Annotated in this window: 16 protein-coding genes and 1 pseudogene; 11 read left to right on the top strand and 6 right to left on the bottom strand. The window is 44.8% G+C overall.

The genetic code is table 11. The features are described from left to right. Positions 1-36: 36 nt before the first annotated feature. Positions 37-433: pseudogene (locus ACWJJX_RS01715) on the bottom strand (MgtC/SapB family protein); the annotation flags it as partial. A gap of 361 nt (positions 434-794) precedes the next feature. Here ACWJJX_RS01715 and ACWJJX_RS01710 point away from each other — a divergent pair. Further along, the gene (locus ACWJJX_RS01710) at positions 795-1,220 is read left to right on the top strand and encodes a MarR family winged helix-turn-helix transcriptional regulator (RefSeq protein ID WP_063636830.1); all 426 of its coding nucleotides are present in this window, start codon (positions 795-797) and stop codon (positions 1,218-1,220) included. After that, the gene (locus ACWJJX_RS01705; RefSeq protein WP_015388376.1) at positions 1,204-1,551 is read left to right on the top strand and encodes a DUF3147 family protein; all 348 of its coding nucleotides are present in this window, start codon (positions 1,204-1,206) and stop codon (positions 1,549-1,551) included. The genes ACWJJX_RS01710 and ACWJJX_RS01705 overlap by 17 nt, the downstream gene beginning before the upstream one ends. A gap of 189 nt (positions 1,552-1,740) precedes the next feature. Here the strand turns inward: ACWJJX_RS01705 and ACWJJX_RS01700 are convergent, their stop codons facing one another. Both ACWJJX_RS01700 and ACWJJX_RS01695 read right to left on the bottom strand, forming a co-directional pair. After that, positions 1,741-2,424 (bottom strand): HAD family hydrolase, encoded by a 684-nt coding sequence (locus ACWJJX_RS01700; protein WP_070081657.1) that lies wholly within the window; start codon positions 2,422-2,424, stop codon positions 1,741-1,743. Between the two features lie 18 nt (positions 2,425-2,442). Then, a complete protein-coding gene (locus tag ACWJJX_RS01695; protein WP_003154937.1) occupies positions 2,443-3,204 on the bottom strand; it encodes a DeoR/GlpR family DNA-binding transcription regulator in 762 nt (253 codons plus the stop codon). Between the two features lie 252 nt (positions 3,205-3,456). Between ACWJJX_RS01695 and lacG the strand changes: the two genes are divergently transcribed. The 9 genes from lacG to ACWJJX_RS01650 all read left to right on the top strand — a co-directional run bounded on the left by lacG (position 3,457) and on the right by ACWJJX_RS01650 (position 14,087). Next, a complete protein-coding gene (gene lacG, locus ACWJJX_RS01690; RefSeq protein ID WP_003154938.1) occupies positions 3,457-4,857 on the top strand; it encodes a 6-phospho-beta-galactosidase in 1,401 nt (466 codons plus the stop codon). A 63-nt stretch (positions 4,858-4,920) separates the two neighbouring features. Further along, entirely contained in the window at positions 4,921-5,235 is a 315-nt protein-coding gene (locus ACWJJX_RS01685) for a PTS lactose/cellobiose transporter subunit IIA (RefSeq protein ID WP_007407323.1), read from the top strand. 11 nt (positions 5,236-5,246) lie between these two features. Then, on the top strand, positions 5,247-6,953 hold the full coding sequence (locus ACWJJX_RS01680) for a PTS lactose transporter subunit IIBC (protein WP_160249425.1): 1,707 nt from the start codon (positions 5,247-5,249) through the stop codon (positions 6,951-6,953). A 15-nt stretch (positions 6,954-6,968) separates the two neighbouring features. Next, the gene (locus ACWJJX_RS01675; RefSeq protein ID WP_069473343.1) at positions 6,969-8,138 is read left to right on the top strand and encodes a galactokinase; all 1,170 of its coding nucleotides are present in this window, start codon (positions 6,969-6,971) and stop codon (positions 8,136-8,138) included. A 3-nt stretch (positions 8,139-8,141) separates the two neighbouring features. After that, positions 8,142-9,134 (top strand): UDP-glucose 4-epimerase GalE, encoded by a 993-nt coding sequence (galE, locus tag ACWJJX_RS01670; RefSeq protein ID WP_044053112.1) that lies wholly within the window; start codon positions 8,142-8,144, stop codon positions 9,132-9,134. Between the two features lies 1 nt (position 9,135). Further along, entirely contained in the window at positions 9,136-10,635 is a 1,500-nt protein-coding gene (gene galT, locus ACWJJX_RS01665) for a UDP-glucose--hexose-1-phosphate uridylyltransferase (protein ID WP_213403896.1), read from the top strand. Positions 10,636-10,686: 51 nt separating this feature from the next. Further along, complete coding sequence (locus ACWJJX_RS01660) at positions 10,687-11,799, top strand: glycoside hydrolase family 53 protein (RefSeq protein ID WP_044053110.1); 1,113 nt, start codon at positions 10,687-10,689, stop codon at positions 11,797-11,799. 269 nt (positions 11,800-12,068) lie between these two features. After that, entirely contained in the window at positions 12,069-12,542 is a 474-nt protein-coding gene (locus tag ACWJJX_RS01655; RefSeq protein WP_003154948.1) for a MarR family transcriptional regulator, read from the top strand. Positions 12,543-12,674: 132 nt separating this feature from the next. Beyond that, positions 12,675-14,087 (top strand): MDR family MFS transporter, encoded by a 1,413-nt coding sequence (locus ACWJJX_RS01650; RefSeq protein ID WP_060657697.1) that lies wholly within the window; start codon positions 12,675-12,677, stop codon positions 14,085-14,087. Positions 14,088-14,186: 99 nt separating this feature from the next. Here the strand turns inward: ACWJJX_RS01650 and ACWJJX_RS01645 are convergent, their stop codons facing one another. The 3 genes from ACWJJX_RS01645 to ACWJJX_RS01635 form a co-directional block, all read right to left on the bottom strand. Further along, complete coding sequence (locus ACWJJX_RS01645; RefSeq protein WP_003154950.1) at positions 14,187-14,468, bottom strand: putative quinol monooxygenase; 282 nt, start codon at positions 14,466-14,468, stop codon at positions 14,187-14,189. A 110-nt stretch (positions 14,469-14,578) separates the two neighbouring features. Then, positions 14,579-15,499 carry a class A beta-lactamase gene (gene bla, locus ACWJJX_RS01640; RefSeq protein WP_454022788.1) on the bottom strand — a complete coding sequence of 307 codons (921 nt, stop codon included), beginning with the start codon at positions 15,497-15,499 and terminating at the stop codon, positions 14,579-14,581. Between the two features lie 242 nt (positions 15,500-15,741). Further along, positions 15,742-16,104 carry a hypothetical protein gene (locus tag ACWJJX_RS01635; RefSeq protein WP_167860055.1) on the bottom strand — a complete coding sequence of 121 codons (363 nt, stop codon included), beginning with the start codon at positions 16,102-16,104 and terminating at the stop codon, positions 15,742-15,744. Positions 16,105-16,538 lie beyond the last annotated feature (434 nt).

Below are 16,538 nucleotides of genomic sequence, written 5' to 3'. Positions count from 1 at the left end.
ACAAAGAATGCGCCGCCGGTTTAAACAGAAAATTTAACAGTTCAAGCCCGATTAACGCCAAAATCGTGCCGCTGATGCCGATGACATACATACCTGCCCCGATCGTCAGCCCGATCCCCGACGTAGCCCAAATCCCCGCGGCCGTCGTAAGCCCCCGCACGACATGCCGCTGCAAAATAATCGTGCCGGCTCCTAAAAATCCGACGCCGCTGACGACCTGCGCCGCCACCCGGCTCGGATCAAAGGACGTATGGCTGTTGGATAACAAATCAAAAAAGCCGTATTTGGAAACGATCATCATCAAGGCGCTGCCGACGGCCACTAAAAAATGCGTCCTCAAACCGGCTTCCTTTGCCCTGAATTCTCTCTCCAATCCAATAAGAGCCCCAAGCAGACCCGCAACCGCCAGACGAATCACAAAATCAAGTTCCATCCGTCTCTCTCCTTTCCTTATCTTCTTACCCGCTTTTTACCCCCCGTATCTTTTTCAATCAGCACAGGACTGCCTGCTGAAAAAAACTGCATTTGAATATATACTTTGGTTCTTTATCATATTGTCAGTACTCTTATTTATATGCGGAAGGTATTAAGCTGCCGTTTCTTAAAATAAGGAAAATGACTTATTGAGAGTATATTAAATAAGTTTATTCGTTGAAGCTGCGGCTGCTTGTCTCTTCCAATCTTCTAAAAACAGAACGAATGCCGCTCCCTCATGCTCAAAAATTGCTTTCAATCCGCGAAAATATATCGTAATATAAGATATAATCTTAATAAACGATAGAAGGTGGATGATGATGTCTAACGAAATAATACGATTAAATGACCTCTGGACAGATATTTACTATCGGCTCCGTTATCAGCACCATGAAAAAATCACTCACCAAGGTGTACGGATTCTGCAAGTCATTCAAAAAGAGAAGGCAGTCGGAATAAAAGACATTGCCGGAGCGATTCAAGTATCGCATAATACCGCTTCGGAACATATAAAGCGGTTACTGAAGAAAAAGTATGTTTATAAAACCAGAAGTGTTGAAGATGAGAGGAAAGTCATTTTAAAACTTACCAGTTTGGGGGCGGATGTCCTTTACCGGCATTCCGGTCTTGATGAAGAAAAGCTTAAACAGCTTCTTTTTGACAACATGAATAATGAAGAACGAACACTTGTCTTAAAAGCATTCAGTTTGATGAAGGAGCGTGCTGAAGATGTTTACGATCGTTAAAATCATTGTCTCCGCTGCTATTATTGGGGTTATCACTGAAATATCAAGAAGAAGCCCGAGTTATGGAGGTATTATAGCGGCTTTACCAATTGTCAGTATGCTGAGCATGATTTGGCTGTACATCCAAGGCGAAACGAAGGAGACATTAAGTCATTTTGCATTCAGCGTGGCTTCCGGCATCCCCTCTACAGTCATTATGCTGGTCATTATCGGCATCGCCCTTCGCCATTCACTGTCTTTCATTGCCGCATCAGGGCTTGGACTTACAGGATGGCTGGTTTTCTTGTATGCTCAGGATTTTATCGTGAAACATATAAACAGTCAGCAATAGGCACCTTGGCGCTTCTTTGGAAGAAATACGAGGAATTAAAAAGACAGGGATATCCCTGTCTTAAAAGTGACTCCGAATAAAAAGCGAAACTCCTTTCTTCACGAGAAGCGCCAAACACAAAAACATCCCGTGTTGCGAACGGAGTCTGCAGCCTGTACAGCCATACCCGCATGAAAACCGGCTGATCTCTCAAACAGAATGTCCGGCAATCACCTCAAAAAACGAGGTGAAATCTGTCAGTATCCCGTCACCCGCCAGCTGTTTTTCTTCAAATAGCGCGCGGTTTTTTCCGAGCGGGTCAATTGCCATAATCTTGCCCGCACCTGCTTTTTTTGCCGCTGTGAGCCCTGAAAAGGCATCTTCAATGACTAAGCATTCTTCAGGTTTGAGGCCTAATTTTTCCGATGCGATGAGAAAAATATCCGGCGCCGGTTTTCCCGGGAAGCTCCCGTCATCAAACGTGACTTTGTCAAAATCAAACCACTGATCCAAATGAAAAACGTCAAAGTAAAACTCGACATTTTCCTTTACCGTAGCCGTGGCGATGGTCATCGGCGTTTCCGATTTTTTCAGATGATTCAATACGCCGGTCAGTCCCTTCGTCAGCTTTAACTCGTCTTTGTTTTCAAGGCATAATTCTCTGTAGTAGGCTTCTTTTTCAAAAGACAGCTTCTTGATTTCTTCATTTGTTAAATCGCCGGAAATAAAATACGTCAGGATTTCACTGTTTGTTCTCCCGTGAATGTTAACGAAAATGTCTTCATCAGAAATGGTTTTCGGTGCGTATTTTTTCACCATGAAAAACCATGCTTTTTCGTGCAGATGCGAATCTTGAAACATCGTGCCGTTGAAATCAAAAATAACCCCTTTCATCGAACCGCCCGCCTTTTTTTATTTTTTTGCGATTTTGACATCTACATATTGCTCGTAATGAATTTGAACATCTTTCATGACTTTATCATCCGTAATCAGATAGTCCATATCGTGCAAGTTATAGAACACGTAAAAATCTTCCCGGTTGAATTTTTTATTATCCGCCAGCAAAAATTTCGTCCGCGAATTATTCAGCGCGATTTGGTGAGCTTCCCCTTCTTCAATGCTGTAAGAAGAAATCTCATCATTATGTATGCCGTTGGCGCTGATGAAAGCCTTCGTAAAATTGAATTTCTGCAGATTGCCGTTCACGATGGGGCCGACGAAGGCACCGGTATTTTTTCGGAAGTCGCCGCCAATCAGGATGGTATCCGCAGTGTCACCATGTTTCAAAATATCAAATACGGGATAGTTATTTGTGATAATCCTGATTCGCTTATGCAGCAGGTGTTTCGCTAAAAGTTCAATCGTCGTGCCGGGCCCTAAAAAAACGGTATCGCCGTCATTTACATAGGAAGCTGCGAGTTCCGCGATCTTCCCCTTCTCCTCCATTTGAACACCGAGTTTTTCATTATGCGATAATTCGTGATCAATGGAATAAGATATGCTCTGTGCGCCTCCGTGAATACGTACGATTTTTCCGGCCTTATCCAGCTCGTCCAGATCTCTTCTCACTGTCATATCAGAAACTTCCAGTTCATCGATAATATCACTCACCGTAATAAACCCCCGCGAGTTTACGATATCGATGATTTTTAAAAGTCGCTCTTTTTTTAACATGTTCAATCATCCCCTCAACTTTACACACAATCTAACATACTGCGGCAATCCGGTCAACAAAAATAAACATTAACAAACAACATAATCAACATGTAAAACAACGAAAAACTTATATAACCTCTATAAACACAGATGTTATTTCTTTATGAAGCTATTGACAACAAAAATGTATGCGTTTACTATTAAACAAAAGATAACAATTACAAACATTAACAAACTCCAATTCACACATTGGCGAAGGAGGATTCAGTAATGCTCAAATTACCTCATGACTTTATTTTCGGCGGGGCGACTGCGGCATATCAAGCGGAAGGCGCCACAAAAGAAGGCGGCAAAGGGCCTGTGGCCTGGGATGAATTTCTTGAAAAACAGGGAAGATTCAGCCCTGATCCGGCAAGTGATTTTTACCGCCAGTTTCCGGAAGATATTAAACTATGTGAAAAATTCGGAATAAACGGCATCCGCCTTTCTATAGCCTGGACGAGAATTTTCCCTGACGGCACGGGCAAAATCAATCAGGAAGGTGTTGATTACTATCATCGTATTTTCTCAGAGTGCCATAAACGCAACGTCACCCCTTTTGTCACGCTGCATCATTTCGATACACCGAAAGGATTATTTGATCAGGGAGATTTCCTCAACCGCGCTGCAATAGAAGCGTTCGTCAGCTATGCGGAGTTTTGCTTTAAAGAATTCAGCGAAATCAGATATTGGAGCACGTTTAACGAAATTTATCCCACAGCCACCAACCAGTATTTACTCGGGGTTTTCCCGCCATCTGTTAAAAGTGATATCACAAAAGTCATTCAATGCCTCCATCACATGATGGTAGCGCATGCGATGACCGTCAACCTTTTTAAAGACGGCGGTTATCCGGGAGAAATCGGGGTCGTCCACTCATTGGAAACAAAATATCCCGCCAGCGGCACAGAAGAAGACCGCCACGCCTGTTTTCTGGATGACGCGTTATCAGTGAGATTCCTCCTCGATGCCACCTACCTTGGCTATTATTCTGAGGAAACCATGCGTGCTCTGGATGAAATCTGTGAGGCAAACGGCGCTTCATACGAGTTTTCAGACAGTGACTTTGACGTGATGAAAAAAGCCTCGACGCGCAATGATTATCTCGGCATCAATCATTATCAATGCCATTTCGTCAAAGCGTACGACGGAGAAACCGTTATTCACCATAACGGAACGGGCGATAAGGGCACTTCGGTCTATAAAGTAAAAGGAATCGGCGAACGAATTTACAAAGAAGGCCTGAAGCGGACCGATTGGGACTGGCTCATTTACCCTGAAGGCATGTATGACATGCTGATGCGCATCAAACGGGACTATCCGCAATATAACAAAATTTACATTACCGAAAACGGCATGGGCTATAAAGATGAGTTTGAAGACGGCATCATTATGGATAAGGCAAGAATCGACTATTTAAAAGTATATTTAGAAGCCGTCAGTAAAGCGATTACCGACGGAGTCAATGTAAAGGGGTACTTCTTATGGTCCTTAATGGATTTATTTTCATGGACCAACGGCTACAACAAACGTTACGGTCTTTTTTACGTCGACTTCGACACCCAAAAACGGTATCCGAAAGAATCGGCCTACTGGTACAAACTTGTAAGTGAAACAAAAACAATCATTTAACGATCATACATGATGAAAAGAATCTCTTTTCATCATGTGTGCCGTCTTTAGGAGGTTTTTTTCATGACAAAGGAAGAATTGCAGATGCTCGGTTTTGAAATCGTCGCCTATGCCGGCGACGCCAGGAGCACTTTATTGAAAGTCCTGAAAGAAGTCCGTGCCGGAAACTTCGAAAACACGGAAGCAGCATTGAAAAGCGCCGATGAAAATTTAACCCTCGCCCACAATGCGCAAACGAAAATGTTAGCTGAAGAAGCTGACGGCAAGGACATGGAATTAGGGTTTATTTTCGTTCACGGCCAGGACCACTTGATGACAACCCTTTTGCTCCGTGATCTTATTCAGGATTTTATAGAACTCTACCGAAGCCGCCGATAAGGAGTGGAAAAATGAACGGTATCATCAAGCAAATCGAAAAGGGAAAACCGTTTTTCGAAAAAATCTCAAGAAACATTTATTTAGGCGCGATCCGCGACGGCTTCTTAACTGCCATGCCTGTTATTTTATTCGCCAGCATTTTCATCCTCACCGCCGCTGTGCCGGAAGTGTTGGGTTTCACTTGGCCTAAAAGAGTTTCTGAATGGCTTTGGAAAGTTTATAACTATTCAATGGGCGCCCTCGGTCTGATCGTTGCGGCAACAAGTGCGAAATGCCTGAGTGAATCAATGAACCGAAAAATGCCGAAAAACAAAGGGATCAACCCCGTTTCAGCGATGCTTGCTTCAGTCGTCGGGTTTCTCATTTTAAGCGTCACTCAAATCGACGGCGGGTTCTCCACGGAATATCTCGGCACAAAAGGTCTTTTAGCCGCTTTTGTATCCGCTTTCATAACGGTGAACGTTTACAGATTCTGCGTGCTGAAAAATATTACGATTAAAATGCCTAAAGAAGTACCGGGTACCATTTCACAAACATTTAAAGATGTTTTTCCGTTCGCTTTTTCCGTTTTGGCCATGGTGATCGTTGATTTATTGATCAGGAATACGCTGAATGTATCGTTTGCGGAGGCTCTCTCCTCTCTCTTATCGCCGTTTTTTACCGCCGCAGACGGTTATCTCGGGATTTGTGTCATTTGGGGAATGATGGCGCTGTTCTGGTTTGTCGGCGTTCACGGGCCTTCTATTGTAGAGCCGGCCATCGCAGCTATTATTTACGCAAATGTGGAGGCGAACCTTCAGCTTCATAATGCCGGCGAGCAGGCGTCCAACGTGCTGACCGTCGGACTCGGGAACTTCGTCGGCACAATGGGAGGAACCGGCGCAACCCTTGTTGTTCCGTTTATCTTTCTGCTTTTCGCAAAATCCAAGCAATTGAAAGCAGTCGGAAAAGCATCCGCGGTTCCGGTGTCTTTCGCAGTAAACGAACCTCTTCTCTTTGCTGCGCCGATCATTTTAAATCCTTATTTTTTCATTCCGTTTGTTGTAACGCCGATGGTGAATGTCTGTCTGTTTAAATTTTTCGTGGATGTCATCGGAATGAACAGTTTTATGTATGTTCTTCCGTGGGCCACCCCGGCGCCCGCCGGCTTGATTCTCGGAACCGGCATGGGGCTCTCGGCTTTTGTTCTGACGGCTGTATTAATTATTGTCGATTTCCTGATATACCTGCCATTCTGTAAAGCTTATGACAAAGTATTAGCGGCGGAAGAAGCCCAACATACCGAACCTGAAACCGCGCCGCAAAAATCCCGGGAGATACAGCCCGTAATGGCCGGCGCCTCAGAAGACGCGGCCACCGTCATCAGCACAAATCTTCAGGAATCCTCATCCGCCTTGGAACACGGCACCAATGTGTTAGTGCTGTGCGCCGGAGCGGGAACGAGCGCTATGCTTGCGAACGCACTGACCGAAGGAGCCGAAGAATACAACGTGCCGATCACCGCCTCAGCAGGCGCCTACGGATCCCATTACGACATCATGAAAGACTTCGATATGATCATTTTGGCTCCGCAAGTCGGCTCTTATTATGATGACATTAAAGAAGATGCGGACCGCCTGCATGTGAAACTCATCGCAACGAAAGGAGCGGAATATATCAGTCTCACCAGAAATTCACAAAAAGCCATTCAGTTCATACTGGAGCATACCTCAAAATAGAATCGGAGGTTTACCATGGATGCCAAACTTTTGAAATCAAGATTCGAAGACATTTTCAAGAGAAGTAACGGAGAACTGTTTTTCGCACCCGGCCGGATCAACCTGATCGGGGAACATACGGATTATATAGGCGGTCACGTTCTTCCATGCGCGATCACGATCGGAACATATGCCGTATGCGCAAAACGCGAAGATCACCAGATCCGGTTATACTCAGAAAACTTTCCTGACAGCGGCATTGTCTGCCTTGATCTTTCCGCCACTGCATACAAAAAAGAAGACGGCTGGGCCAATTATCCGAAGGGGATGATCCATTACCTTCTTGAAGCCGGCGGCCAAATAGACAGCGGAATGGATATTCTTTTTCACGGTACGATTCCAAACGGAGCCGGTTTAAGCTCCTCTGCTTCCATTGAAATGTTAACCGGTTCCATTTTAAGAAAGTTATTCAGCCTGAATGTTTCCGATACTGAACTGGCGCTTATCGGAAAAAGAGTCGAAAATGAATTTATCGGCGTGAATTCAGGGATTATGGATCAATTCGCAGTGCAAAAAGGCAAAAAGAACATGGCCATTCTGTTAAACTGCGATAAGCTTGAGCACGAAATGATTCCGGCTGCTTTTAACGGATATAAAATCGTCATTATGAATACGAACAAGCGCCGGGAGCTGGCGGCTTCAAAGTATAATGAACGCCGCAGCGAATGCGACGCGGCTCTCACGGAACTGCGGCAATATCAAAATATCGCATCACTTGCGGAATTGACGGGAGAAGAATTCAACGAACTCGAACCTCTTCTCTCCCGTGAAACTTTGCGTAAAAGAGCCCGGCACGCGGTCAATGAAAACGAGCGGACCCTCTCAGCGGCGGAAGCTCTCAAATCGAATGATTTGAAAACGTTCGGGGAGCTGATGAATGCGTCGCACCGTTCGTTACGTGATGACTACGAAGTGACCGGTGACGAATTAGACGCGCTGGCTGAAGCAGCCTGGAAAGAAGGAGCACTCGGAGCGCGGATGACGGGCGCGGGGTTCGGCGGCTGCGCCATAGCCATTGTGGAAAGTGAAGAAACCGCCGGCTTTATCCGGGCCGTTTCATCTCACTACCGCAGCAGGACAGGTCTTGAAGCTTCTTTCTACATCGCGGATATAAGCGATGGCGCGGCTGAATGGAGGGAAAAATAAATCATGGCGATTCTCGTTCTCGGCGGAGCCGGCTATATCGGTTCTCATGCGGTTGATCAATTAGTAAACAAAGGATTTGAAACGATAGCTGTGGATAATCTCCAGACAGGCCACCGGAAAGCCGTTCATGAAAAAGCCGTTTTTTACCATGGAGATATCCGTGACAAACCGTTTCTTCGCTCTGTATTTGCGAAGGAGAACGTAACAGGCGTTCTCCATTTTGCCGCTCAATCCCTTGTCGGCGAATCAATGAAAGACCCTCTTTCATATTTCAATAATAATGTGTACGGTACGCAAATTACGCTGGAGGTCATGCAGGAATTCGAAGTGAAACACATTGTGTTTTCTTCATCCGCCGCTGTTTACGGCGAACCTGAAAAAGCGCCCATCACAGAAGACATGCCGGAAAAGCCGGAAAGCGCATACGGGGAATCAAAACTCATGGCAGAAAAAATGCTGAAGTGGTGCGATACCGCCTGCGGCATAAAATATGTCTCACTTCGGTATTTTAACGTTGCCGGCGCGAAAACGGACGGTTCCATCGGAGAAGATCATCATCCGGAAACCCACCTTATCCCTATCCTTTTACAAACCGCGCTCGGTCAGCGCGAGGAGGTTTTGATATTCGGCACTGACTATGATACAAAAGACGGCACGTGCATCCGCGATTATGTTCATGTTTCCGATTTAATCGATGCCCATATTCTCGCTCTGGAATATTTGCAAAACGGCGGAGACAGCGGCATTTTCAATTTAGGATCAAGCAGCGGGTTTTCCGTATCAGAAATGGCGGAAGCGGCCCGGCAAGTGACCGAAAGAGACATAAAAGTAAGAGCGTCCGCAAGAAGACCCGGTGATCCAAGCGCCCTCATCGCTTCCAGCGATAAAGCGCGGAACATTCTCGGCTGGAATCCGAAACAAACGGACATATCGGAAATCATTGCGTCAGCATGGAATTGGCATCGGCATCATCCTAACGGATACAAGGACAAATGAAATGGAGGCGGCGGTCATTGACGTTTTTGAATCAGTGGCAGGGTTTCTGAAAGAAAGCACTGTCTTAGGCGACATAAATGAAACAGATGTGATTTATACAAGAAACAGACTTCTCGATCTGCTCGGACTGACGGATTATGCAGAACCGAAACGTATCAAGAAACAAAACAGGCTTCACTATGTGGACGAAATGGTGAAAGACGCGGTAAAACGGTCAATCATAAACGATACGCCGGCTGAAAGAGACATGCTGGGAAGCAGAATCATGGACGTAATCACACCGGCCCCTTCTCTGATCAATGCCGCATTCAGCAAATTGTTATCAGATTGCCCGAAAAAAGCAACAGATTATTTTTATAGATTGAGTCAAAACAACGACTATATTAAGACGCGGGCCATTCGAAAAAATATCGTGTACCGCTCAACAACACCTTTTGGAGAATTGGACATCACCATTAATTTATCAAAGCCCGAAAAAGACCCTAAAGACATCGCCGCGGTAAAAAACAGTCCGGAAAACCGGTATCCGAAATGTCTGCTCTGTATGGAAAACGAGGGGTATGCCGGAACACCGCATCACCCCGCCCGTTCAAACCACCGCATCATCAGGCTTGACTTAGCGGGAGAACAGTGGGGTTTTCAATACTCTCCTTATGCGTATTACAGCGAGCATGCCATCTTTCTTTCAAGCGTACACAAGCCGATGAACATCAGCCGCGACAGCTTCAGAAGGCTTCTGGCCATTACGGAAATTTTCCCGCATTATTTCGCGGGATCAAACGCAGACTTGCCGATCGTAGGAGGTTCCATTCTTTCACACGATCATTATCAAGGCGGCGCCCATGAGTTTCCCATGGCAAAAGCGGGTTCCCTCTACCCTTTTCATATGCGTCATTTTCCAGACGTTCAGGCCGAAGCCGTAAAGTGGCCGGTATCAGTGATCCGCCTTCGCGCAAAAGATCCGGATTTGCTGACAGATGCCGCTGCCTATGTTTTTGAAAAGTGGCGGGAATATTCAGACGAAACCGTCAGCATCATCGCGAAGACAAATGAACCCCATAATACCGTCACCCCGATTGCCAGACGCAGGGGAACGGATTTTGAAATCGATCTCGCTCTCAGAAACAACCGCACCTCCGAAGATTATCCGGATGGCATTTTTCACCCGCATCAAGACGTTCATCACATCAAAAAAGAAAATATCGGTCTGATTGAAGTGATGGGGCTCGCCGTTTTACCTCCCCGCCTGAAAGATGAGCTGGCAGAAGTGAAAAAGTATTTACTGAATGAATCTCATGACATCAAGGACATTCATCTTCCGTGGGCTGAAAACATCAAAGCGGATAAAGACGTGACACCGGAAAATGCAGCCGCTGTTTTACAAAAAGAAACCGCGAATGTATTTTTACGCGCGCTGACCGATGCAGGCGTTTTTAAAATGACACCCGAAGGAATTCAGGCGTTTCAGCGTTTCACGACGTTATTGGAGAATGACAGCTGAAACATTCAGAGTGAAATCAATCAACAATCTTTTTTATCAGGAGGTATTGTGATGTTCAAAAACCGATTGAAACGTGTATTTGTAAACGCAATCTGTCTTTCTCTCATTTTCACCGCTTTTACAATTCTTGAGAAGTCTCCTAAAGCAAGAGCGGATGCCCCGTTTGCCTATGGCGCTGATATAGGATGGCTGAAACAAATGGAGGATGAAGGTGTGCGCTGGCTGGATGACGGCGGGAAACAGAAAGATGCCTTGCAGATTCTTAAAGATCACGGAATAAATGCCGTGAGACTGAGAGTGTTTGTGAATCCGCCAAGCAGCTATTATTGGCTGAAAGACGGCACAACATGGACCATGCTCGGCTATAGTGACAAAGCAGGCGTACTTGCGGCGGCCAAAAGGGCAAAAGCGTTAGGAATGAAAGTAATGGTTGACTTCCATTACAGTGATGTGTTCGCTGATCCCGGCCACCAGATCAAGCCGAACCAATGGACCGGCTATTCAAACAGCCAGCTTCAGGCAGCCGTGTATAACCATACGTACGATGTCATGAAAGAACTTAAAAATCACGGTATCTCCCCTGATTGGGTGCAAGTAGGGAATGAAATGAATTCAGGAATTTTACTGCCCGACGGCAGCACGAGCGATTTCAGCAAATTGACCGGCTTACTGAACAAAGGCTATGACGCCGTGAAATCCGTCAGCCCGGCCACCAAGGTAATCAGCCATTTAGCACACGGCACGGACAACAGCCTATTCAGATGGTGGTTTGATCAATTCTTTAAAAACGGAGGGAAAACCGACATCATCGGCGTTTCGTTCTATCCCTATTGGGAAGGTAAGCCGTACTGGGAGCTCACCGGCCATTTATCATCTAATTTGAATGACATCGCCTCACGCTACAACAAGGAAGTCATGGTGGTTGAACTGGGCGGAGATGAAAATAATCCGAAAGATTCCTACTGGACCATAAAAGACACCATAAAACTGGTGAAAGCCGTTCCGAACGGCAAAGGAACCGGCGTATTTTACTGGGAACCCGAAGCTCACTCCAGCGTTCTGTCAGATGCGTATCCACTAGGCGCAACCGCAAAAGTGTCTAAAAACGTCTTGAAATACACAACCGCAATTGACGCTTTTTATGATGCCGCAACAGGAAAATGATTGATGCAATTCTAAAGCAGGCTCTTTTCGCAGCCTGCTTTTTTGTAAGGCTGCAGAGTTAGCCTGTTATGAAGAGCTAATAACGAATACGGAAAGAAACATACTCGAAAAAACACATTTCGGTTAAAAATAGGATACTTCTTCTGTTCCCCCTCCTTCTTATTTCTGCGCACTATCTCTCAGTTCCTAAATAATAACTTTACGATTGTTGAAAAAGAAACAAACATTTTATAATATTGTGTAAGCACCACCGAGCAGGAGGACGGGTCATGGACAAAAAAGAACAGCTCCTCACGGATTTCAGGGACTTTTTTAACAAGATGGTGTGGCTGAATAGGCTGAAGATGGAAGAAAGCCTTAAGGGGCATAAACCTTCTGAAGTGCATTGCATCGAATTCATCGAAAAAATTGAAGACGCCAATGTGACAAAACTTGCGGAGTCCCTTTATATGACAAGAGGCGCTATAAGTAAATTAACGAAGAAGCTTATCAATAAAGGCCTTATCGAAAGCTATCAGAAGCCGCTTAACAAGAAAGAAATCTATTTCAGGCTTACCGAGCAAGGAAAAGTCATTTATAAAATTCACGAGGAATTGCACAAAGAGTTTCAAGAACGGGACAAAATCGTGTTTGAACAAGTAACTGATGAACAATTTGACACGATGCTGAGCTTCGTGGAAACATACAGCAGGCATTTGGATTCAGAAATAAAGAAACTTGGTGCAGACATGAAATCGGAATAAAACCATAGGCAGCCCCGCTCCATGAAAACGGGCTGCCTTTTTATATCCTTCTTATTGTTGACAAAGAAACAAAATCACTCTATTATTTTGTTGACAAGGAAACAAATACAGCAATTTTGAGAGGAGAATAATATGTCAACACATAAAAGAAAGGAACTTTTGCTGCCAAAAGAAGTTCTCACAGCCGCCTGGGCTATTGCACTGGGAGCAATTGCTCCCATGCTTGACTCTACGATGGTAAACATCGCCATCGACAAACTGACCAAAGACTTCAACACGACATTGGATACCATTCAGTGGTCCGTTACAGGCTATATGTTAGCACTTGCGATTGCAGTACCCGTATCCGGCTGGCTTATGAATAAATATAACGGTAAGAAAATCTTCATCGGCTCAGTCATCGCCTTTGGTGTCATTTCTGTTTTTGCGGGAATGAGCCGGGACATTTCCAGCTTCATCTTCTTCCGTTTGCTTCAAGGATTCAGCGCCGGCATTATCACTCCGCTTATGTCAACACTCTTGGTTAAAACGGCAGGTCCGGAAAACCTGGGAAAAGTGATGGCAATCGTCAGCACCCCTATGATCTTCGGCCCGATCTTAGGACCTGTCATCGGAGGCTTCATCGTCCAAGGCGCTTCATGGCATTGGATTTTTTACATCAACGTGTTCATCATTTTGGTTGCCGCACCGCTTATGATGAAAACCATTCCAGACTTTGAACCATTCAACAAAGTTCGTAAACTCGATATTTTCGGGATTATCAATTTGTCATTAATGAGCGCGGCATTGATGTACGGTATTACGAAAGCGGCGGATCATGCATCATTTAACAATAGCGACACCATTTTATGGGCGGGCATCGGTCTTGTTTCAGCAGTCATTTATCTTGTATATAATCTGATCAAGAAAAACCAAACCGTGCTGCCTATGAATTTGTTTGCAAACAAGAGCTTCTTAGCATCTTCGATCGGGTTGTTCTTAGCGAATGTTGCCATCATGGGGCCGATGTTAATACTTCCGCTGTTTTTTCAAGACATTCGTCATTTCACGGCAGTCGGAGCAGCACTCGCTTTAATCCCTCAAGGAGTCGGAATGCTCGTGACTCGTCCGCTGATCGGAAAAATGATTGATAAGATCGGTGCGAAATACGTGGTTACGGTCAGTCTTGTTCTCTCGCTGATTGGATCTATCCCGCTTATTCTTATCACCGATAACACAAGTATGATTTGGATTTCCGTCGTATTATTTATCCGCGGCACCAGTTTTGGAGGAATTATGCTCCCATTAATGAGTGACGCTTATACAGGTCTTGACAGCAAACAGCTTCCGGAAGCAGGTGTCGGTATTCATATGATTGAAAACCTCGGTTCCAGCTTTGGGTCAGCTGTGATCGCAACCGTTACCGCAACTGTCATACAAGGATTGCAGCCAACGATTCCGAACAGTTTAAAAGGCTACCATGCCGGATTCTTAGTATCCGTCATCATCCTTGCGGCCATCTTCATTCCAAGTCTGTTCCTTACCCATAAAAAGACTGCGATATAAAGAACTTTTCAAAGTAAAAAACCCTTGCGCAGCAAGGGTTTTAATGAATGAAACTGATGATTGTTGCCGGCAGAGTCAGCCAACAACAGACAAAGCCTTTTACTCATTCACATTGCTTTTCATTAACCATTCTACTTCCGTTAATTCTTGTTTTTGAACGTCTTTTGTGTGCTTTTTCGTAAAATGGACTTTAACAGCTTCTTCGTTTTCCCAAATCTCCCAAAGCATAATTTTGCGTTCTGATGGTTCGAGCGGATGAGCATGGAACTGAATACAGCCTTCTTCTTTGTTCGTTTCTTCCTCAAGTTTTTTGAATTCCTTCATTATTTCATTAAGGTCTTTATCACTGATGATTTTTAAGCATGCCGTTATGTAATGCATCGAAACTCCCCCTCTTCCCATCATTTTATGGCTTTACATTATAACATCGAAACCCGCATACCGCATTCTCAACATATAAAAAACCGTCCATAAAAAATGAACGGCAATGTTTATTTAAGATCATGAAGAGCGACTTTTGCAGCCTCAGCGATAAGAGCATTATGATAATCGGCATCTTCCGTAAATCGGTTTGACAGGATTGCCAAAACAATCGGAGCTCTGTCAGGCGGCCACACGATCGCAATGTCGTTTCGCGTCCCGTAACTTCCGGCTCCGGATTTATCGCCGACTTCCCATCCTGCAGGAGCGCCTGCCCGAATCAGTTCGTCGCCGGTAGCGTTGCCCCGCATCCAATCCGTTAAGATCGTGCGCTTGTCAGTCGTGAGAGTGTTACCCAAAGTGAACGCTTTAAGATCGGTTGCCAGTGCCTTTGCTGTGCTTGTGTCACGACGATCCCCGGGAATCGCAGAGTTTAGATCCGTCTCGAATCGATCCGCTTTCGTTACATGATCCCCAATCTGTTTCAGTGATTTTTCGAAACCTTTAGGGCCGCCAAGCTGCTGCAGTAATAGGTTCCCGGCGGTATTATCGCTGTAACGGACAGCGGCTTCTGAGATTTCTTTCAGGCTCATGCCTGTATCCAGGTGTTTTTCTGTGATTGGAGAATATGTAACTAAATCGTCTTTGCTGTAGCGGATGATGGCATTAAGTTTTTCATTTGAGCTTTTTTTCAGAACAGCAGCTGCGGCCAGAACTTTATAAGTTGATGCGTAAGCAAACCGCTCATTCGGCCGATAGGCAATTGTCTTGTTTGACCCCGTATCAATCGCATAAACCCCAAGCCTGGCATCAAATTTTTTCTCAAGCTGAACAAATTTTTGAATCGTTATACAGCTTGACATTTTTGTGTTTTCTATGGATTTTGCTTCAGCGTGCGTAGAGCCGAATAAAGGGCTGAAACCGGTAAAGCTTAAACATAAAAGTCCAATGCATAGTCCAACTTGTATTCTCGCTTTATTTTTCACACTCAGGCCTCCTCATTATAATGTTTTTGTATACATCTTCTAATTAACATTACAAACAGGATGAAAGTCAATATATTTCCTGTGAGATGTTTTCCGTGACAGTTAGGAAAGCAGCTGAAATTTTAATTTCCGGCAGATATTTCGAGAAGAACCCATGTGATACAGCGTTTGATTTCTTGCCGGAGCCGCCCCGCCGCTCTCATAAGTAACACAATTGATAAATAATTGACTGAATCGTTTTTTCACCGTCATTGCTTCCCCTGTTTTTTGTATTCTGCGATTTCCTTAGGGGTAGCCTTTCGGACTCCGTCTGTGTCTGTCCTGTTTGCTACTTGAACGCCTTCCATGTTTTTTATCTCGCTGACGACTCCCAAATGCTCTAAATACACATGATCACCAATCTTGAAACGATTCAGTTTGGCCCGCTCCTCTGTCATGCTCCTGTATTCAGCCGCGGCTTTCATTTTTAATTCAGCCAGACACATTTGACAAAGGGTTACTGTTACAGAATTGCCGTTAAAATCAGTAAACGAAACCGATCTGACAGATTCCTTTCCCGGGTGCATCGTGCATGTTTTCTTCATAGGCGATGGCCGTGTAAATTCAATCATTCCGCTTCCTCCTCAAAAAAAGTCTTTTCGTCCCTCTGACATAACTCGGATGAATGGGAAGTTCCATACACCCGCATTCGAACTGTCACAACACATGGAGATTGCCTTTCCTTCGCCGTCTGACGGATTTTCATACATCTTTCATAGCTGTAAGCCTATATTCCTTTATATTCCCAATGCCCGCCGCATTTCCCTGTTATGATGAAGTTTTTAAAGCTGTTGACCAGTTGCCCATGTTAGTTCCATGCGAAAAGCGGTTTGACCGTCGTATCCTAATTCATTCGGGTGAATTTCAGCCCTCTAATATGTGTGTATGCTTTTCAAAGGAGGTGCGTCACATGATGTTCTAACAACCGATTCAACCCAAAGCTAACTCTACTCCAATTCCCGATCTTAAAATAAGTAAATTTACCCAGAACAAATTAATCATTTTG

The sequence above is a fragment of the Bacillus sp. YH3-2-B2 genome, from assembly GCF_053663335.1.
This window is presented reverse-complemented; position numbering and strand designations above follow the sequence as displayed.